Below are 17,614 nucleotides of genomic sequence, written 5' to 3'. Positions count from 1 at the left end.
GCTAAAATGCTGATATAAGGTTATTTTCATACATGAAACAGTTCAAGGATTGCTAATAGCAGAAATAGGGGGAATTTGAAATGAGCCAGGATCAATTCTTGCTTTATGATCATAAACAACAGATCAGTTTAAAGGCAGAGCGGGTTTCATTCTATCTGCAAGGACAGGTAATCGAAGCGTTCAGTGAAAAAAATGAAGCTTATTATCTTATCTTTTATAAATATCATTTCCTGACAGCCGTGAAAACCACCAGACTCCGCCGCCAATCTTACATCGAGCACGCCTTTAAGAAAGGCATGGTCTTCGAAAGCCCCCACCCGTTTATCAACATACTGCTTTCTTCTAATCATCCTTGCAGATGCATCAGCTATAATCAGCTCCTGAAAAAGCTGGAAAGGCAATATACCCCGCACGAAAAATCATTTATACTTACCTTCTTCGAATCACTGATACCCAAAAGAGACCTGTTCAATGAAATTAAATCCGTCTATTATGAGTACCGCCGCAACGGAGACTATTTTTCAGGCTATCAGATAATCCGCCTGGTAATGGATTTTGCTCCAAAGACGAGTCTGGCTGTTTCACACAGCAATGATATGATTTTCAGTAAATATGCCTGGCAGTACAGCGAAAAGCCTGAGCAGATGTATGCCAAAGACCCGATCTTTGCAGAAAGAACACTTTATTCCCAGAGGGATGACGAAGAAAGCTTCCGGCAGCTTGCAGACCGGCTGGAAAAAGAGTCCCGCTGGATGGAACTTATCGCCTTGTCTATACACAGACTCATAGCTGCCCCTTCACCTGAAAATTATGCCCATTTTTTAAAATTGCTTGCTCAGCATGCAGAAGAAGATTCCCTCCAATTTCAAGAAGCATTATCTTGCCAATTGCCCGCCTTCCTTCCATTACATAAGGATTTATTTGATAAGTATATACAAAACCATTCTGTTGACAGAGTTCTCAGTCTGATGGAAAGCCAAGGTTTCCTGCCGGATGATTCACAGACATATGCCATTGGAGAAATGCTGGAGGAGTGGGATCCGGACCGGCCCCTGCAGCCTGAAATCCTATATCCCCTTATCATGCAGTATATAAATCGGTTCCCTGAAAAAGCTGAAATACTTCTTAAGAAGTTTGTCATCTCGCTGCTGAATACCCACGAGCTGTCATATATCCAAAACTGGCTGAAGCCATTAAAAGACAAGCATAAGAGCCTTGCGATAGTCGGGAAAATTGATGTGATGAAAAAGCTTTTTGAAGAACCTAACGATATGCAGCAGCTTGGGGAGCTGTATTTTGAACTGAGCCAGCTGGATAAAGCCGTCGAATGCTTCAGCTGGGAAATGGAGCTGAAGCCCGCTGACCCCAAACCTCTGCAATGGCTGGCGAAAACCTACCATGAAAAAGGGATGGACAGCGAATCAGACGCTTATCGGCAGCTGTGTATCCAGCTTCAGAAGAGGGCTTGAGCCAGCTGTTGCCCTGCCCAGTGATCTTTTCTCCCTGCCCCCCCTACTGCAAAAAGGTGCCTGTCCCATTAGTGGGCAGGCACCTTTTTGGAATGCATCTAGTTTTCCTTTTGTTCATTCTCAGCTTTTGTCAGTTCAAAGATCTCCTTTGATTCAAAAAGATCAATGACTTTGTCGAGCCAGGTATAGTATTCGATGGCATAGGTGATCTTTTGAAGATCGTTCTCGGCTTTTTTCACCGTTTCTTCATCTTCTGTATGTGATAAGACTTCTTCCAGATCCTTAAGAGATGTAAGCGAGGCATCCAGGTTCATTTGTGTCCCTTTTCTCCATTGTGTACAAAAGCGATCGATGAAATTCTGGTACCAATCCCCTTTGACCTGGTACAGATCTTTTCGTTCTCCTTTTCGCCAGACCTTTTCAACCATATTCAATTCCAGTAAGGTCCTGACACCGGTGGACATACTGGTTTTGCTCATTTTAAGCTCTTCCTTCAATTCATCCAATGTCATGGGTTCTTTTTCAAAATAGAGGGTTCCATAGATGCGCCCGATAGAGGGGGTAACCCCGTATAAATGCATGTTTCTCGCGACAGATTCAATAACTCTCTCCCGTGCTTGTGCGGCCAATTCTTCGTTATGCATGCTACACCACCATTCTAGTCACAAATGAGAAGAGAATTATGGCAAATCCTCTCATATTGATTCATTTTAAAGTTTGGTTTCACTAAAGTAAAGCAAATGCAAGGTGAGGAAAAGGGAGCATATTAGAAGAAATCTAAGAATAAGATAATTTAGTACGTACAGTTTATACTGTACGTACTTTATTGCTGGAATTTGCTGGTTTACCGAGTTTGTTGCCCCCTACTAAAGTCCCTTATACTTTTAAAGTACGCTAGAAAAACAGCTCGATTAGACAGAGATCGTCTTGTATAAACAAAGTTTAGAGGTGGATTTATGGCTGAAAAGAAAATAAGCGTTCAAAATGTTACAAAAGTATTTGGAAAATCGCCCCAGCAGGGAATCAAGCTCCTGAACGAGGGTAAATCAAAGCGGGAAATACTTGAAAAGACCGGGATGACCGTCGGAGTCAATAAAGCGAGCTTTGATGTGTATGCCGGGGAAATATTCGTGATTATGGGATTATCCGGGAGCGGAAAATCCACACTGGTCAGGATGCTGAACAGGCTGATCGATCCAACCGATGGAGAAGTACATATTGATGGAAAGAACATCGTTAAGCTCAACCCTCAAGAGCTGCGGGAAGTAAGACGGAAGAAACTGAGCATGGTATTCCAACGCTTCGCATTATTCCCTCACCGAACTGTTCTCGAAAATACTGAATACGGCCTTGAAATCCAAGGAGCAGAAAAGTCCACAGCCAGGCAGACGGCTATTGAATCCTTAGAGCTTGTCGGACTTAAAGGTTATGAAAACAGCTATCCGAGCGAACTGAGCGGCGGTATGCAGCAGCGTGTCGGCCTGGCGCGCGCCCTAGCGAACGACCCTGATATCCTGCTGATGGATGAAGCTTTCAGTGCGCTGGATCCATTGATCCGCAAAGATATGCAGAACGAATTGCTTGAACTGCAGGAAAAGATGGAAAAAACGATCGTCTTCATTACCCATGATCTTGATGAAGCCCTTCGCATCGGCGACCGCATCGCTTTGATGAAAGATGGGAACATTGTTCAGATCGGGACGCCAGAAGAGATTATGATGAACCCTGCCAATGAATATGTGGAGCGGTTTGTTGAGGATGTTGATCTCTCGAAGGTCCTTACAGCAGAGCATGTCATGAAACGGCCTGAAATGGTGCGCATCGACCGTGGTCCGCGTGTGGCTGTAAAGGTCATGAAGAACGAAGGGATTTCCCATCTGTTCGTTGTGGACAGTAAGCAGAAGCTTCTTGGCGCCGTCACGATCGAAGCTGCATCAGCTGCCGTCAAGAATCAGCAGACACTTGAAGATATCCTGATTACCGAACTTGATTCCATTAGACCGGAAACCCTTCTGGTTGATCTGTTCGAACAGGTGGCAACAGCTTCCCTGCCATTGCCGGTCATCAACGAAGAAGGTCGGCTTAAGGGAGTTATTGTGAGGGGAGCCGTCCTTGGCGCACTTGCCGGGCTTGAAACGGACCTGAATGCAGAAGCTGAAGGAAATGAGGTGGAGAGCATATGACATTCTTGCCGAAGCTTCCGTTAGCCAGCTGGGTGGATAGTGCTGTCAGCTGGATTAAAGACATACTGGGTCCGTTCTTTGACGTTATGACTGATGCAATTGGTGCGGTTGTCCAATTCTTTGTCATGATCCTGGAATCGATCCCGACTTTATTGCTGATTTTAATATTTGCTGCCCTGGCATGGTGGGTCAGCCGCTGGACGATAGCGTTGTTTACTGCTATTGGGTTATTGCTGATTGATAATCTCGGCTACTGGGATGGTACGATCGATACGCTTGCGCTTGTTTTGGCATCGGTCATTATATCCATTCTCATAGGGGTCCCGATTGGAATCTGGATTTCACAAAGCGATCGCGCACAGAAAATCATCACGCCGATTCTGGACTTTATGCAGACGATGCCTGCCTTTGTTTATTTGATACCGGCCATCATCTTCTTTGGGATAGGGGTTGTACCGGGAATCATCGCTTCCGTCATCTTCTCGATGCCGCCAACGATCCGATTGACTAATCTCGGAATCAGGCAGGTGCCGGAGGATCTTGTAGAAGCATCAGATGCCTTTGGCTCAACGCCAAGCCAGAAACTATTCAAGGTCCAGCTGCCGCTGGCAATGAATACAATCATGGCCGGGATCAACCAAAGCATCATGCTTGCTCTATCCATGGTTGTTATCGCATCCCTTGTAGGTGCGCCGGGATTGGGTGCAGATGTGTACCGTGCCGTGACTCAATTAAAAGTTGGTGTAGGTTTTGAAGCTGGTCTTGTCATTGTCATCCTGGCAATTATCCTTGACCGGATTTCTCAAAATATAAGAATCACTAAAAACTAAGGGGGAAGAAACATGAAAAAATTGCGTATAGCCGGGTTGGCTTCAATCCTTGCATTATCTGTCGGATTGGCTGCCTGCGGGAATGAGTCTGACGATTCAAAGGAAAGCAGCACAATCGGTGATGGTGTGGATTACAAAATCACGGGCATCGAGCCTGGTGCCGGAATCATGTCCGCTACTAATAAAGCACTGGAAGAGTATGATAATTTGAAAGATTACACACTGGTTGAGTCATCTTCAGCTGCCATGGCCGCTGAGCTGGACAATGCCATTAAAGATGAAGAGCCTATCATTGTAACTGGCTGGACGCCGCACTGGATGTTCGCCAAGTATGACCTGAAATACCTGGAAGATCCTAAAGGGGTCTACGGTGAGGCCGAGAAGATTGAAACCTTTACACGCAAAGGCCTGGAAGCTGACCAGCCAAGTGCCTACAAAGTGCTTGACCAGTTCTTCTGGACGAATGATGATATCGGTAAAGTCATGGTTGAAATTCAAGAGGGAACAGACCCTGCGGAAGCGGCTGACAACTGGGTGAAAGACAATAGCGATAAAGTAGCCGAGTGGACAAAAGGTGCAGAAGAAGTAAGCGGAGAAGACATTTCCCTTTCATATGTAGCCTGGGATTCTGAGATTGCCAGTACCAATGTTGTGGCGAAAGTGCTGGAAAGCATCGGATATAATGTAGAAATGGTCCAATTGGATGCCGGTCCAATGTTCACGGCTGTGGCCAATGGTGATGCAGATGCGACCGTTGCTGCCTGGCTGCCGCTGACACATAAAGATTATCTTGATCAGTATGGCGACGATATGGAACGCCTTGGTGAAAACCTTGAAGGTGCAAAAACAGGACTTGTCGTTCCTTCTTATGTGGAAGCTGATTCAATCGAAGACTTAGATTAATGAGGCAAGAGCCGGGGATGATCCCGGCTCTTTTTCTGTCTGCGTCACTTAAAAAGTTTTGAGGGCTTCACTGCTTTACGGGCACAATGCAATGGAAGTTAACAGATTGAAAGTGAATGTACATAATGGCAGCTTCCTGCGTCGTTCAAGTCATGTGCCATCCTCATGTCTTTGTCAGGATGCCTGCCGGCTGGACAGCGGAGCTGCCTGATCCGGAGGATGTTTTTTTAGAGATGAAGAGGTTTTAGAAAAAGGCCTGCCTGTCCGATGGGAAAATCATGCCTGACATAATGCCCGGGACGAAGGATTGACAGATGAATTATATAATTGTAGACTATTAGAGAAAATTAAATAAGACCTCACTTTACTGGTGAGGTAGAGGCGCGGTGTTTAACAGTCTTTAGCGGAGCTTGAGAAGCGATGATGCTAGGGAGAAGGAAATATCGCCGAAGCGGGCATATATATCTCAGTATTGCCTGCTGGGTCTGCAGTTAAGAGCTGCAGGACTGTCTCAATGAGCTTCCCGGCTTGTTGAGTTGTGCTATCTCATTTAGGGAAATAAAGAGGACTTATGGGCATATGTATATAACGACCTAAGTTAATCTTAGGTCGTTTTTATTTTGTTCTCATCATACAAATATAGGGGGAGAAAACATGAAAAAAGCTTCATTATTTTTAGTATTTATGCTTTCGGCAGTCCTTTTGCTGGCCGGCTGCGGATCAAGCACAAGTTCAGGTTCAGATTCATCAGAAAGCGATACGTTCAAGGTTGGCCTGGAGGCTGGCTATGCTCCGTTCAACTGGACGCAGAAAGATGATGCCAATGGCGGTGTGAAAATCAAAGGCTCTGCTGAATATGCAGGCGGTTATGATGTTGAAATCGCAAAGAAGATTGCTGATGGGCTTGGAAAGGAATTAGAAATCGTTAAGACAGAATGGGACGGCCTTGTGCCGGCGCTGACGTCAGGGAAAATCGATGCCATCATTGCAGGGATGTCGCCAACGGCAGAACGAAAAGAGACAATCGACTTCTCAGACAACTATTATAATTCCCAGCTTGTTATGGTTGTAAAAAAAGGCGGGGATTACGAAAACGCTACTAGCCTCAAAGACTTTAAAGATGCTAAAATCACAGCTCAATTGAATACATTCCACTATTCTGTGATCGACCAGATTGATGGTGTATCCAAAGAAACAGCGATGGACAATTTCCCGGCGATGAGGGTTGCCCTTGAATCAGGAATCATTGATGGATACGTATCCGAACGTCCTGAAGCAGTCAGTGCTTCTGCTGCGAACGACAACTTTGCAATGGTTGATTTTGAAGAAGGATTCGAAACGTCAGAGGATGATACAGCAATCGCTGTCGGGCTTGAAAAAGGCAGTGAACTGACAGAGAAAATCAACGAGATCCTAAAAGGCATTTCAGAAGAAGACCGCACGACTATCATGGATGAAGCGATCCAGAATCAACCAGCTGCACAATAAGACTGCATAAAACCGGCTGTACGCTTACAGTCGGTTTTATGATGAATACAGAGGGGGAGAAAGATGAGCTTCGAATGGATCGTTAGAATCGTCTCGGAAAACTGGCCAATGTTCCTTCGCGGAGCGGGGATAACACTTCTTATTTCCCTGATCGGCACCATTATCGGCGCCGGCATCGGCTTGCTGGCAGGAGTGGTCCGCACCATTCCTGCACCAGAGCGCGGGCCTAAGAAAATCATGCTGAAGGTGATTAATTTCATCCTTTCGGTATATATCGAATTTTTCCGCGGGACACCGATGATCGTCCAGGCGATGGTCATTTATTATGGCTCCGCTTTGGCATTTGGCATTGATATCAATGTCCTGGCCGCAGCCATCATTGTTGTATCGATCAATACGGGGGCCTATATGGCAGAAATCGTCCGCGGCGGAATCGTCTCCATTGATAAAGGGCAGTTTGAGGCAGCCCAGGCAATCGGGATGAACCATTACCAGACGATGTGGAATGTCGTGCTCCCGCAGGTCATCCGCAATATCTTGCCGGCAACAGGCAACCACTTTGTCATCAATATCAAGGACACTTCCGTCCTGAACGTCATTTCCGTATCGGAATTATATTTCATGACCAAATCAGTCGCGGGGAATAATTTCAGGTATTTCGAGTCATTCTTTGTGGCATGCGTCATTTATTTTGTGATGACGTTCATCGTTACGAGAATCCTGCGTTATTTTGAGCGGAAATTAGACGGGCCTGACAATTTCGATCTGCTGGGCAAAGGTGAAAACAATCTGTAAGGGAAGGGGGAGCGAACATGGAAAAAGTCATTGAAGTTCAGCACTTAAGCAAATCCTTCGGCACGAATCTTGTATTGAAGGACATCGATTTTTCGGTAAAGAAAGGAGAGGTGGTCACGATCATCGGCTCCTCGGGATCCGGGAAATCGACCCTCCTTCGCTGCATCAACCTGCTGGAAAAGCCGAGCGGCGGCCAGATCATTTATAATGGCGAAAATATCCTGGACGACAAGCATGACATTTTTGCTTACCGCCAGAACTTAGGAATGGTATTCCAGCAGTTCAACCTCTTCAACAATCATAATGTCTTGAACAATTGTGTAGTTGGCCAGGTTAAGGTACTGAAACGCTCTAAGGAAGAGGCAGAAAAAGTCGCCCTGAAATATTTGAAAGTGGTGGGCATGGATCAATATATCAATGCCAAACCAAGGCAGCTGTCAGGGGGCCAGAAGCAGCGCGTCGCCATTGCGAGGGCACTGTCCATGGAGCCTGATGTGATGCTTTTCGATGAGCCGACATCAGCTCTTGACCCGGAAATGGTCGGGGAAGTACTGAAAGTGATGAAGGAGCTGGCCGGTTCAGGCCAAACGATGCTGATCGTCACCCATGAGATGGAATTCGCGAAAGAAGTATCTGACCGCGTCGTCTTCATGGACAAAGGCGTCATCGCGGAAGAAGGCAGCCCGGAGCAAATCTTCAATAGCCCGGTGCAGGAACGGACGAGGGAATTTTTGAAGCGGACTTTGAAATAAGCCAGAGGGACAGGTCCCCTGGCCCAGTTTGGGCCAAGGGACCTGTCCCCATGGCTTTTTTTTATAGCAGGATTTCCATCACAGAGCGGTGAATATACAGAAGATGCCAATCAGAAAGGTGCAGTGTTATGGGATATGAAATCATCAAAGCAGGAGAGGGGCATAAGGAAGCGCTCCAGAATTTATTGCAGTTTTATATTTATGACTTTTCCGAGTTCATCGATGCGCATGTCGAGGAGAATGGGAGATTCAGAGATTATCCGCTGGGCGGCTACTGGACGGAAGAGGGCCATTTTCCATATATGATCAAGCTGGATGGGCGCTATGCCGGTTTTGTGCTGGTGACAGAAGACAGCGAATCTCTTTCCATCAACGAGTTTTTTATTATGAAAAAATATCGCCGTGAAGGACTTGGGAAGAGGGTGGCTAAAGAGATTTTCGGTCTGCATAGAGGCAGATGGGAGATCTTCCAGATCGAGAAAAACAAACCGGCTCAAGCTTTTTGGCGGAGTGTGATAAAAGAATATACTGGCGGGGAATTTACGGAGCGGGAGGATGAACATAAGCGGGTTATACAAGAGTTTGTCAGCGGAACGAAGCAAAATACATAGATGCAGGGGGATCCTATGATATCTTTAAAAGAAGTAGACAGACATAATTTTTATGATGTAATCGATTTGAAGGTTGCGGAAGGGCAGAAAGCGTTCGTCGCGACGAATCTATTTTCGCTTGCACAGGCGAAGGCCTATCCAGAGTGTCAGTGCCTGGCAATTTACCATGAGGAAGAGCTGGTTGGATTTATGATGTACTGCATTGATTTTGACGATGGTGAATATTGGATCTACCGATTGATGATTGACGCCAAATATCAGTCCAAAGGCTACGGGAAAGCGGCGATGGAGAAGCTGATCGAGCGGATCAAGGAGGATAAGGACCACCAGGCGATCTATTTAAGCTTCGAGCCGGAGAATGACCGGGCGAAGGAAATGTATGAAAAGCTTGGATTTGAGGCTGACGGCCGGGTGATTGACGGGGAGATTGTTTATAGGCTGGGTTATTAAGACGAAGTTGGGCTGGTGGTGGGCCAGAGGACCTGTCCCCTCGGCCTTTGAAAGGTGGAGAATCAAGCATGGACAGGCGTAAGGGTATGATCCTTGTGATAACAGGGGCTATGTTTTGGGGAATTGGCGGCACCGCGGCAAAGAAGCTTTTTCAGGATTATCAGGTTGATGTGGATTGGCTGGTGACCGTAAGGCTGCTCATTGCGGGTTTTTTGCTTTTGGCCGTCCAGTTTTTTGCCAAGAACCGTGCCCAGATATTTGGTGTGTGGAAAACGAAGAGCACAGCTGTGCGATTGGTCATCTTCGGGCTGGTCGGCATGCTTGCTGTCCAATACACCTATATGGCTTCCATTGAGCATGGAAATGCCGCGGTGGCAACACTATTACAGTACTTGGCTCCTGTGATGATCATCTTATACCTGGTCCTCCGGAAACAAACAGCACTGACACGGGGCGATTTGCTGACCATTGCCCTCGCTTTATTCGGAAGCTTTTTCTTATTGACCAACGGTTCCATCTCGCAATTATCGGTGCCGGTGCCGGCGGTCGTCTGGGGAGTTCTGTCCGGCGCAGCTTTGGCATTTTATACGCTGTATGCCATACCGCTGCTTAAGGAATACGATTCCCTGGTCATAGTCGGGTGGGCGATGGTGATTGGCGGGCTTGCGCTGAGCTTTGTTCATCCACCCTGGCGAATGGACTTCCAGAGCTTAACGGGAGAAGCTTACCTGTATTTGGCCTTTGTGGTCCTTTTTGGAACGATGATTGCCTTTTGGTTTTATATAGAAAGCCTGCAAAGCCTTCTGCCGAAGGAAACCAGCCTACTGGGCAGCGTTGAGCCGCTTGCTGCTGTTCTGACAACCGTATTTTGGCTGAAGGAGCCTTTTGGTGTTTTTCAGTGGGCGGGCACTGCCAGCATCATTGTGATGATTTTATTTATCGCGTTGAAGAAGGAGCCTGCTTCGGGGATGGGGCAGCCGGGTGGAAAAGAGGAGCCGCTGAGAGTAAGCTAGGGGAATCTTACTGATCCTCAAAAAGGGAAAGTTGCAAATATACTTTAAAACTCACAAATAAAATCGGAAACTCGCAAATATATCAAAAAAGCCGCAAATATGCCCGGAAAGCCTGCAAATATAGGCCAAGGGACCTGTCCCTCCGGCCCATTTCTGACTTATAGTGTTTATCTTCTATAAATGCAGGGTATAATTAAATGTTTTTATTCATATAGCACATGGTAGGGGGATGGAGTAATGATTGTCAAACGAATTTTAAAAGATGAGTTAGTGAATTACATCAACAATTACGGGGAAGAATTCGAAAACAAACTGCTATCTGAAGCTGTGAATGTTTCGGGGAAGATCAATGAAATCTTGAATAAAGGGAACATTGACTTATTAAAGAATGCCCGAAAATTAATTTACTTTATTGTCGACCGCCAAGAAGCAGATCTAATTGCATTTGCGCAAGAAGAGGGAGCTGCCTGGGCAGGGCATTCATTGACTCTTTCTTTGAAACTGGAGTGGGTTCAGGCTATCCGCAGAACGATATGGCAGATAATCGGCAGCCTTAATGAAGAAAGAGATGAAGAACTTCCATCCTCTGATTTTTTTGAGCTGGAACAAGTAGTGAATGACCAGATTGACCAATTTCTTAACAATTTCTTCTTAAGCTACTCAAAATATAAAGATACAATGCTTCTTAAACAGAGGGAAATGGTAGAGCACTTATCTGTACCCATTATTCCGGTCAGCGAAACGGTTTCAGTCTTGCCTTTGATTGGCTCAATCGACACCTACAGAGTTGAGATAATAGAAGAGAAGGTGCTGAACGAGATCGCTGCCACAAGGATTCAGACACTTGTTATAGACCTGTCGGGTGTCGCGATGATGGAGAAAGATGTAATAGATGATTTTGAGAAGGTCCTGGCTGGGGTGGGCATGATGGGTTCCAAAGCCGTCCTCACCGGGCTAAGGCCTGACCTTGTCAAACAGATGGTCCGTGCCGGCGTCCGCTTTGAGAAGGATGCAGAAACAAAGGGCACCCTTCAGGATACATTGAAGGCATATTTGAAATAAGTGGAAAAGCAAGGCTGCTGTGGCGGTCTTGCTTTTCTTTTGACACAGGGGCTTTCAGTGTCAGAACACAAATTGAGGGACGCAGGGGTGGGTCTGGGCCACGGGACCTGTCCCTCTGGCTTGTTTTTTGATAAACTTTCCGGTATAGATGAGATTGTACCTATTCTAGAAGAAGGTGATTTAGATTCAACCAGAAATTACACTAACCAGCATCGTGGTTGTCATTGTACTCGGTATGTTTTCTCAGTGGCTGGCGTGGCGGATTCAGTGGCCATCCATTGTGATCATGACGGTTGCCGGCCTATTGATTGGCCCTGTACTGGGTCTGATCAATCCGCAGGAAGGGCTGGGGGAGCTTTACAGCCCGATCATCTCTCTTGCCGTTGCATTGATATTATTTGAAGGCAGCAACAGCCTTGATATCCGGGAGCTGAAAGGCATTTCCAAGTCCGTTTTCCGCATCGTGACCCTTGGCGCCCTTTTGGCGTGGATCGGGGGTTCGTTGGCAGCGCATTATATTGCCGGGCTTGATCTTGAAATATCCTTTATTATTGGGGGATTATTTGTGGTGACCGGCCCGACGGTCATCATCCCATTGCTCAGGCAGGCAAAATTATCAGCGCGGGTTTCTTCTGTACTGAAGTGGGAAGGCATCATTGTCGACCCGATTGGCCCTTTGCTGGCCTTATTTGCTTATGAAATCATTAAGATAACCTTGGATAAGCCTGTTTCTATCAGTGATTTCGTTCCATTCTTCGTCGATTCACTGTTTGCCATAGCAGTCGGCTACGCGATTGGCATACTGGTCAGCCTTTTAGTGGGGAAAGGGTGGCTGCCTGAATACTTGAAGTCCCCGATCATCTTCTGCTTTGTGCTGATTTGCTTTGTACTTGGCGAAGCGATCATGCATGAGGTGGGGATGCTGGCCGTGACAGTCATGGGGCTGACACTGGCCCGGACGAAGAAATATGTTCATTCAATCGGAAGCATAGGCCACTTCATGGAAAATATATCGGTGATGCTGACTTCGACCATCTTCATTCTGCTGACGGCATCGCTGACAAGAGAAACAATCTTGGACGTTTTCACTTGGCCGATCATTTTATTTGTCATCATCATGCTATTCCTTGTCCGTCCATTATCCATTTGGATCTCAACGGCTGGCACAGAACTGACACTGCAGGAAAAAACTCTTGTGAGCTGGATAGCGCCTAGAGGGATTGTGGCATTGACGGTTTCGGGATATTTTGCGGGGATATTGATCGAAGATGGCTATGCAAATGCCTCGATCTTGACGCCGCTGACACTGGCCCTTGTTTTTATCACTGTATGTGTCCATGGTTTTTCCATCGGCCCTATTGCCCGGAGGCTGAAATTGGCGAACGCGGATTCATCAGGTGTCCTGATGGTGGGGGCCAGCAGCTTTGCGATCGCATTTGCACAGCATTTGAAGGAGATGGGCATTCCAACCCTGATTACGGATACTTCCTTTGACCGGCTGTACCGTGCCAGGCAGCTGGGGGTTGCGACCTATCATGGAGAAATCCTTTCAGAGCACAGCGAATTCGAAATCGACAAGGGCCCTTATAACAATCTCCTGGCCATGAAAGGGGATGCTGCGTATAATGCGCTGGTCTGCCAAACTTATATTCCTGAGTTCGGCTATAACAACACATTTTCCCTGCCGATAACAGCGAGGCAATCAGAGCGCCGGGAGATTTCACCTGCGCTCAAGGCGCATCTGTTATTTGGAGAAGATGCGACATTCACCGAGCTGAATAAAAAGGTCAACATCGGCTATACGATGAGGACAATTGAGATCGAAGGCAAGCAAACGCTGGTAAAAGAAGAACTGGAGCCAAATGGAACACCTCTGTGCGTAAAACGGAAAAACGGCGATCTTGCGTTTGTCACATTTAAAGAAAAGCTGATGCTGAATGCAGGGGATCAGCTCGTGGTATTGGAGCCGGGGAAATAAAAAAGTAAAAACAGGTGCCTAGCCCCGCGTTTAGCCGTAAAGCTGCGGGTACAGGCACCTGTATTATTTCCTTTTCTTAAGGTAGAAGGCAATAGCAGCGGCAGCCGCCAGCAATAAAAGGGTGAGCAGGATATATGGAACCGCATCCTTCCAATGAAAAGGTGCTTCATGGGCAAAAACTGCTTTTTGCCATTCATTGCCCGCAATTTCAACGGCTATGGTTTCACCGGCCGGCAGATCTTTTATTGCGAAATACTTCGTGCCGATAGGATACTCATTGGAAGCATTCCCGGAGTAGTCTCCCGTCATGTCATCGGGTATCGTCTCACCTCACCGATGCTTTCTCCGATTTGGCTCTCCGGCACCTGTTCTTCTGTAACTTCATAAACATTCCCGTCCCAGACGACAAACGGGTAGGCCCAGCTTAATGCCTGCGCGGAAACTGCAGAAATAATCAGTATGATTGGAAGAAGCAGCAGCGTTTTTTTCATCATGAGGTCCTCACATCTGCGGCGCTTCCATCCCCATCATCGCCCATTCCTCTTTGGCGGGGCCGTAAACACCCGGGACGGACAATCCTGCCTGGCGCATAAGGATGGTCATTTGCCCCCGGTGGTGGGTTTGGTGCTGAATGATGAATAATAACAGCTGGCCGTTTGACATCCTTTGGCCGAAGAAGTCTTTTTCTTCGCTGAGGGTCATGTCTGTCCATTGCTCCTTTATGGCCTGGGCCAGTCTGCTGCTTGCTTTCTGATAGATGTCAGAGATGAATTTGGCTGACTGGGGAACCGGATAATCCTTGGAGGGAGCCTCAAAGGCAAGGCCTGTCTGTGAGGCGATCACGCCGATAGCAGTTGCTGTATGCCAGGCGATCCTTCCCAAATTCCAATTCTGAGGGGTGGTTTCCTGGGAAAGGGATTCATCTGTCAGCTGGTCAAGGATCTTCTTGGTTGTATATGCTTCAAAGTTCCATATTTTTAAAAAACCGTCCAATGTCTGAAACATCTTCATTCCTCCTCGCTTCAATCCTTCACAAATATATTCCCTGCGCGCGGACAATTACCTGTTTTTTCAAGAAAATACTTTTGCTGTATCTGAAATGCTGCTGATGATGGACTTTTTTACCTCGTTGTAAAACGGTTTGCCCGCCCTGTAGAGATAATTCGGATGATAGGTGCGAAAGGCTTGTCCTGGCATGGAGTCACTCTTTAGCTCCGCCAGTTTCCTGGCAGGTTCCTGAGTGAGTTGATGAAAGGTTAAACCAGGCCACTCGGCTTTTATGTATGGGTCATATCTCGGTCCTGTGAAAAATAGAATCACGTCTGGCCTTAAGATCTCCAATTCTTCCTGAATCACAGGGAATGCTTCCTTCTGCATATCTATCAGACTCTTTCCCGGAGCGCCTTTGCTATTTTCCTTTCCGAGCTTGATGATATTATTCCAGACGAATCCGACGCTTTTGTCCGGGTTTGCCTCTTCGATGCCTGCGACATAGTCTTTTACTGTATTCCAAAACGGGCCGCCATAACGGAAGCATCTCCCTCCGCCAAAAAACCTTGAGTATGTGCCCAGCAGCTCTTCTATGCTTTTGGAGCCCAGCGCGCCTTCCCATGTATTTGTTTCCTGGCCAACGAACATTATCTTCAAGCCGGCATTTTGATATTGTTCCTCATTGTTTATTGTAAGAAGGAGAGGGTTGCTGAGATTGTTTCCTTCAAGAGACGAGAGCATGCCTGGATAATATTTTTCGTATAAGTCATAAAGCTGTTGATTCATCCTTATCCCCCTTCTTTTTTCATCATATATGGATGATTTTACCACAAATTTAGGGCGGGCGGCGGGTTGGATAAGCCTCCTGCCTGGAGGGAACATAATTTTAAAGAGTTATGAGAATCATCAGACACTGCATCTTCCGGTCAGAGACTGAGCAATTTTCCCTGATAAAATTATCATTTTGACAAAGGATAAAACATGCCATATGGTCTATTTCCTGTAATTTACAATCACTTAACATAACATCACATGAAAATTAATACATCCTCATTATGCTGATAATTAGAAACTATCAATTCAAGGGGGATTTGAAATGAAGAATCATTTGAGGAATAAGGTTGCCGGAATTTCTGTAGCTGCCGCTGTTGCGTTTTCTTCTTTAGGGTTTGCGGTGAACAATCACCTGGCTGAGGCAAAGGACAACAAGAAAGAGCCTGCCAATGTCATCATGATGGTCATGGATGGGACAAGCGCCGGGGCGACTAACCTGGCGAGATGGTATAAAGGCGGGAATCTGGCAATGGACGAGATCCTTATCGGGGGAGTGCGCACCCATTCTGCTGAGTCTGCAATTACGGATTCTGCACCTGCTGCAACGGCTTTAGCAACGGGAAATAAAAGCAATGACAAGGTGATCGGGCTTCTGCCTGCACTGGTGAATACTCCAGGCGTCGCTCCGGTCAGCGCGAAGGATGCCCACAGGCCGGTTGCCAATGTCCTCGAGGGGGCAAAGCTGGCTGGAAAGTCGACAGGAATCATTTCCACATCTGAAATTCAGCATGCAACGCCTGCAGGATTCTCTTCCCATGCCGCACACCGCAGCAATTATCAGGACATTGCCGAACAGCAGGTCTATCAAGGCATTGACGTTGTCCTTGGCGGAGGCAAAGAATCGCTGGCACCAGGAACAACGAAGAATGCCCGCGTTGATGGCGAGAATCTATTGAATGTAATCAGCCAAAACGGCTACCAGTTTGTCGAGACAAGGGACGCACTCTTAAAATCGAAATCAAACAAAATCTGGGGCTCATTTGCTCCTTCAGCCATGGCCTATGACTTCGACCGGAAAGCTGCAAAAATCAGCCAGCCTTCCCTGGCAGATATGACGAAAAAAGCGATCACTACGCTGGATAAAAATAAAAACGGCTTCTTCCTGTTTGTGGAAGGAAGCAAGGTGGACTGGGCAGCGCATGCGAATGACACTGTCGGGATCCTTAGTGATGTGCTGGCATTTGATGATGCGGTGAAAGAAGCGCTTGATTTTGCGAAAAAAGACGGCAACACAATGGTCATCGCAGTCAGTGACCATGGAAACAGCGGAATCACGATGGGGAACATCAACACAAACAGCAATTACCCTGAAATTCCTGTTTCAGCTTATATCGACCCGCTGAAAAAAGCATCCATGACACTGGAAGGTGCTTTAGGCCAATTGAAAGCAGACCGCTCGAACATGGAAAAAGTGGCCGGCCTGTACGGATTAGATAATCTGACAAAAGAAGAAATCGACAAGCTGAAGGCGTCCGCCAGCCTGCAGTCCGACATGGCCAAAATGCTCGCAAACCGCGCGAATATAGGCTTCTCCACTGGCGGGCATACCGGCGAGGATGTCTTCCTGTACGCATATGGACCATCAAGGCCTTTCGGATTGATCGATAACACAGACGTCGCTAAAGCAATGGCAAAACATATGGGCTTCAACCTCAAATCCGTGACAGACAAGCTGTTCGTCAATGCGAAAGAGTCGTTCGAGAAAAAAGGCTACAAGACCCGCATTGATGTTACAGATGCGAATAACCCGGTATTTATCGCAGAAAAAAGTAAAACAAAGATCGAGCTGCCTGTGAATAAAAATATCGCTCATGTTGTGCAGAATAACAGGGTCGTCACGAAAAAGCTTGATGGCGTCACAGTTTTTAACGGAAAAGAATTCTTTGTTTCTGAAAAAGCGTTGAATCTGTCTAAATAAGAGTATGAAAAGGTGCTTCCCCGCGGAGCGCCTTTTCATTTTTCAGCACGCGCTGATTTAAAGATTGTGCAGGAGTATGATATAAAGAAAGGGCAGCCGGCAGGGTAGAAAGTTGGCAAAGGAAATTGGACGAAAAAGAAACGCCCATCTACTTTGTGAATGGCTATTAGAGTTAGGGCAAAGGAGGATGGAGATGGCGAAAAAGAGATGGCTGGTGATCCTGGTGCTTCTATTAGTCGCAGCAGGCGTATTGGATATCCTATTTGAAGGGCTGGTCTTTCAGATGCTGCCTGACTCAATTCAAACGAACTTAAGAGATCTTTTTTAAGAGGGGAGGG

At 46.7% G+C, this 17,614-nt stretch carries 19 protein-coding genes and 1 riboswitch; of the genes, 14 read left to right on the top strand and 5 right to left on the bottom strand.

Features of this window, described 5'->3' with window-relative positions; genetic code table 11:
- The first annotated feature begins 80 nt into the window (after window positions 1–80).
- Window positions 81–1,469, top strand: a complete 1,389-nt coding sequence (locus AC4E8B_RS24805) for a hypothetical protein (protein ID WP_490216208.1) — start codon at window positions 81–83, stop codon at window positions 1,467–1,469.
- 98 nt (window positions 1,470–1,567) lie between these two features.
- On the opposite strand, the gene AC4E8B_RS24800 is transcribed toward AC4E8B_RS24805, so the two are convergent.
- Window positions 1,568–2,113, bottom strand: a complete 546-nt coding sequence (locus AC4E8B_RS24800; RefSeq protein WP_490216207.1) for a GbsR/MarR family transcriptional regulator — start codon at window positions 2,111–2,113, stop codon at window positions 1,568–1,570.
- Window positions 2,114–2,425: 312 nt separating this feature from the next.
- Here AC4E8B_RS24800 and proV point away from each other — a divergent pair, with 312 nt between their 5' ends.
- From proV to AC4E8B_RS24745, 11 genes are all read left to right on the top strand, one after another.
- A complete protein-coding gene (gene proV / locus AC4E8B_RS24795; protein ID WP_490216206.1) occupies window positions 2,426–3,652 on the top strand; it encodes a glycine betaine/L-proline ABC transporter ATP-binding protein ProV in 1,227 nt (408 codons plus the stop codon).
- On the top strand, window positions 3,649–4,482 hold the full coding sequence (locus AC4E8B_RS24790; protein ID WP_490216205.1) for an ABC transporter permease: 834 nt from the start codon (window positions 3,649–3,651) through the stop codon (window positions 4,480–4,482). The genes proV and AC4E8B_RS24790 overlap by 4 nt, the downstream gene beginning before the upstream one ends.
- 12 nt (window positions 4,483–4,494) lie before the next feature.
- The gene (locus AC4E8B_RS24785; protein WP_490216204.1) at window positions 4,495–5,385 is read left to right on the top strand and encodes a glycine betaine ABC transporter substrate-binding protein; all 891 of its coding nucleotides are present in this window, start codon (window positions 4,495–4,497) and stop codon (window positions 5,383–5,385) included.
- A gap of 368 nt (window positions 5,386–5,753) precedes the next feature.
- A riboswitch (Lysine riboswitch) is annotated at window positions 5,754–5,937 on the top strand.
- A 102-nt stretch (window positions 5,938–6,039) separates the two neighbouring features.
- The gene (locus AC4E8B_RS24780; protein WP_490216203.1) at window positions 6,040–6,873 is read left to right on the top strand and encodes a transporter substrate-binding domain-containing protein; all 834 of its coding nucleotides are present in this window, start codon (window positions 6,040–6,042) and stop codon (window positions 6,871–6,873) included.
- Window positions 6,874–6,936: 63 nt separating this feature from the next.
- Window positions 6,937–7,668, top strand: a complete 732-nt coding sequence (locus AC4E8B_RS24775; protein ID WP_490216202.1) for an amino acid ABC transporter permease — start codon at window positions 6,937–6,939, stop codon at window positions 7,666–7,668.
- Between the two features lie 17 nt (window positions 7,669–7,685).
- Window positions 7,686–8,420, top strand: a complete 735-nt coding sequence (locus AC4E8B_RS24770) for an amino acid ABC transporter ATP-binding protein (RefSeq protein ID WP_490216201.1) — start codon at window positions 7,686–7,688, stop codon at window positions 8,418–8,420.
- 128 nt (window positions 8,421–8,548) lie between these two features.
- The gene (locus AC4E8B_RS24765) at window positions 8,549–9,031 is read left to right on the top strand and encodes a GNAT family N-acetyltransferase (RefSeq protein WP_490216200.1); all 483 of its coding nucleotides are present in this window, start codon (window positions 8,549–8,551) and stop codon (window positions 9,029–9,031) included.
- A 15-nt stretch (window positions 9,032–9,046) separates the two neighbouring features.
- Window positions 9,047–9,481 (top strand): GNAT family N-acetyltransferase, encoded by a 435-nt coding sequence (locus AC4E8B_RS24760; protein WP_490216199.1) that lies wholly within the window; start codon window positions 9,047–9,049, stop codon window positions 9,479–9,481.
- A 68-nt stretch (window positions 9,482–9,549) separates the two neighbouring features.
- Window positions 9,550–10,494 carry a DMT family transporter gene (locus AC4E8B_RS24755; RefSeq protein WP_490216198.1) on the top strand — a complete coding sequence of 315 codons (945 nt, stop codon included), beginning with the start codon at window positions 9,550–9,552 and terminating at the stop codon, window positions 10,492–10,494.
- A gap of 237 nt (window positions 10,495–10,731) precedes the next feature.
- Complete coding sequence (locus AC4E8B_RS24750) at window positions 10,732–11,556, top strand: STAS domain-containing protein (RefSeq protein ID WP_490216197.1); 825 nt, start codon at window positions 10,732–10,734, stop codon at window positions 11,554–11,556.
- A 235-nt stretch (window positions 11,557–11,791) separates the two neighbouring features.
- Complete coding sequence (locus AC4E8B_RS24745) at window positions 11,792–13,534, top strand: cation:proton antiporter (RefSeq protein ID WP_490219888.1); 1,743 nt, start codon at window positions 11,792–11,794, stop codon at window positions 13,532–13,534.
- A 63-nt stretch (window positions 13,535–13,597) separates the two neighbouring features.
- Here the strand turns inward: AC4E8B_RS24745 and AC4E8B_RS24740 are convergent, their stop codons facing one another.
- The 4 genes from AC4E8B_RS24740 to AC4E8B_RS24725 all read right to left on the bottom strand — a co-directional run bounded on the left by AC4E8B_RS24740 (window position 13,598) and on the right by AC4E8B_RS24725 (window position 15,310).
- Window positions 13,598–13,843 carry a hypothetical protein gene (locus AC4E8B_RS24740; RefSeq protein ID WP_490216196.1) on the bottom strand — a complete coding sequence of 82 codons (246 nt, stop codon included), beginning with the start codon at window positions 13,841–13,843 and terminating at the stop codon, window positions 13,598–13,600.
- Complete coding sequence (locus AC4E8B_RS24735) at window positions 13,840–14,028, bottom strand: hypothetical protein (RefSeq protein WP_490216195.1); 189 nt, start codon at window positions 14,026–14,028, stop codon at window positions 13,840–13,842. Before AC4E8B_RS24735 ends, AC4E8B_RS24740 begins: the two co-directional genes overlap by 4 nt.
- A 7-nt stretch (window positions 14,029–14,035) precedes the next feature.
- The gene (locus AC4E8B_RS24730; RefSeq protein WP_490216194.1) at window positions 14,036–14,539 is read right to left on the bottom strand and encodes a DinB family protein; all 504 of its coding nucleotides are present in this window, start codon (window positions 14,537–14,539) and stop codon (window positions 14,036–14,038) included.
- Between the two features lie 66 nt (window positions 14,540–14,605).
- A complete protein-coding gene (locus AC4E8B_RS24725) occupies window positions 14,606–15,310 on the bottom strand; it encodes a uracil-DNA glycosylase family protein (RefSeq protein ID WP_490216193.1) in 705 nt (234 codons plus the stop codon).
- A gap of 310 nt (window positions 15,311–15,620) precedes the next feature.
- On the opposite strand from AC4E8B_RS24725, the gene AC4E8B_RS24720 reads away from it, so the two are divergent.
- A complete protein-coding gene (locus AC4E8B_RS24720) occupies window positions 15,621–17,276 on the top strand; it encodes an alkaline phosphatase (protein WP_490216192.1) in 1,656 nt (551 codons plus the stop codon).
- Window positions 17,277–17,469: 193 nt separating this feature from the next.
- Entirely contained in the window at window positions 17,470–17,604 is a 135-nt protein-coding gene (locus tag AC4E8B_RS24715) for a hypothetical protein (RefSeq protein WP_490216191.1), read from the top strand.
- Window positions 17,605–17,614 lie beyond the last annotated feature (10 nt).

Source organism: Bacillus sp. SRL543 (assembly GCF_984799205.1).
This window is presented reverse-complemented; position numbering and strand designations above follow the sequence as displayed.

Excerpts from the sequence above, each read along its gene's own strand:
- AC4E8B_RS24735 (WP_490216195.1), bottom strand. The coding sequence starts at position 14,028 with ATGATGAAAAAAACGCTGCTGCTTCTTCCAATCATACTGATTATTTCT.
- proV (WP_490216206.1), top strand. The coding sequence starts at position 2,426 with ATGGCTGAAAAGAAAATAAGCGTTCAAAATGTTACAAAAGTATTTGGA.
- AC4E8B_RS24755 (WP_490216198.1), top strand. The coding sequence starts at position 9,550 with ATGGACAGGCGTAAGGGTATGATCCTTGTGATAACAGGGGCTATGTTT.
- AC4E8B_RS24740 (WP_490216196.1), bottom strand. The coding sequence starts at position 13,843 with ATGACGGGAGACTACTCCGGGAATGCTTCCAATGAGTATCCTATCGGC.
- AC4E8B_RS24805 (WP_490216208.1), top strand. The coding sequence starts at position 81 with ATGAGCCAGGATCAATTCTTGCTTTATGATCATAAACAACAGATCAGT.
- AC4E8B_RS24765 (WP_490216200.1), top strand. The coding sequence starts at position 8,549 with ATGGGATATGAAATCATCAAAGCAGGAGAGGGGCATAAGGAAGCGCTC.
- AC4E8B_RS24725 (WP_490216193.1), bottom strand. The coding sequence starts at position 15,310 with ATGAATCAACAGCTTTATGACTTATACGAAAAATATTATCCAGGCATG.
- AC4E8B_RS24715 (WP_490216191.1), top strand. The coding sequence starts at position 17,470 with ATGGCGAAAAAGAGATGGCTGGTGATCCTGGTGCTTCTATTAGTCGCA.
- AC4E8B_RS24770 (WP_490216201.1), top strand. The coding sequence starts at position 7,686 with ATGGAAAAAGTCATTGAAGTTCAGCACTTAAGCAAATCCTTCGGCACG.
- AC4E8B_RS24730 (WP_490216194.1), bottom strand. The coding sequence starts at position 14,539 with ATGTTTCAGACATTGGACGGTTTTTTAAAAATATGGAACTTTGAAGCA.
- AC4E8B_RS24750 (WP_490216197.1), top strand. The coding sequence starts at position 10,732 with ATGATTGTCAAACGAATTTTAAAAGATGAGTTAGTGAATTACATCAAC.
- AC4E8B_RS24790 (WP_490216205.1), top strand. The coding sequence starts at position 3,649 with ATGACATTCTTGCCGAAGCTTCCGTTAGCCAGCTGGGTGGATAGTGCT.
- AC4E8B_RS24745 (WP_490219888.1), top strand. The coding sequence starts at position 11,792 with ATGTTTTCTCAGTGGCTGGCGTGGCGGATTCAGTGGCCATCCATTGTG.
- AC4E8B_RS24780 (WP_490216203.1), top strand. The coding sequence starts at position 6,040 with ATGAAAAAAGCTTCATTATTTTTAGTATTTATGCTTTCGGCAGTCCTT.
- AC4E8B_RS24785 (WP_490216204.1), top strand. The coding sequence starts at position 4,495 with ATGAAAAAATTGCGTATAGCCGGGTTGGCTTCAATCCTTGCATTATCT.
- AC4E8B_RS24760 (WP_490216199.1), top strand. The coding sequence starts at position 9,047 with ATGATATCTTTAAAAGAAGTAGACAGACATAATTTTTATGATGTAATC.
- AC4E8B_RS24775 (WP_490216202.1), top strand. The coding sequence starts at position 6,937 with ATGAGCTTCGAATGGATCGTTAGAATCGTCTCGGAAAACTGGCCAATG.
- AC4E8B_RS24800 (WP_490216207.1), bottom strand. The coding sequence starts at position 2,113 with ATGCATAACGAAGAATTGGCCGCACAAGCACGGGAGAGAGTTATTGAA.
- AC4E8B_RS24720 (WP_490216192.1), top strand. The coding sequence starts at position 15,621 with ATGAAGAATCATTTGAGGAATAAGGTTGCCGGAATTTCTGTAGCTGCC.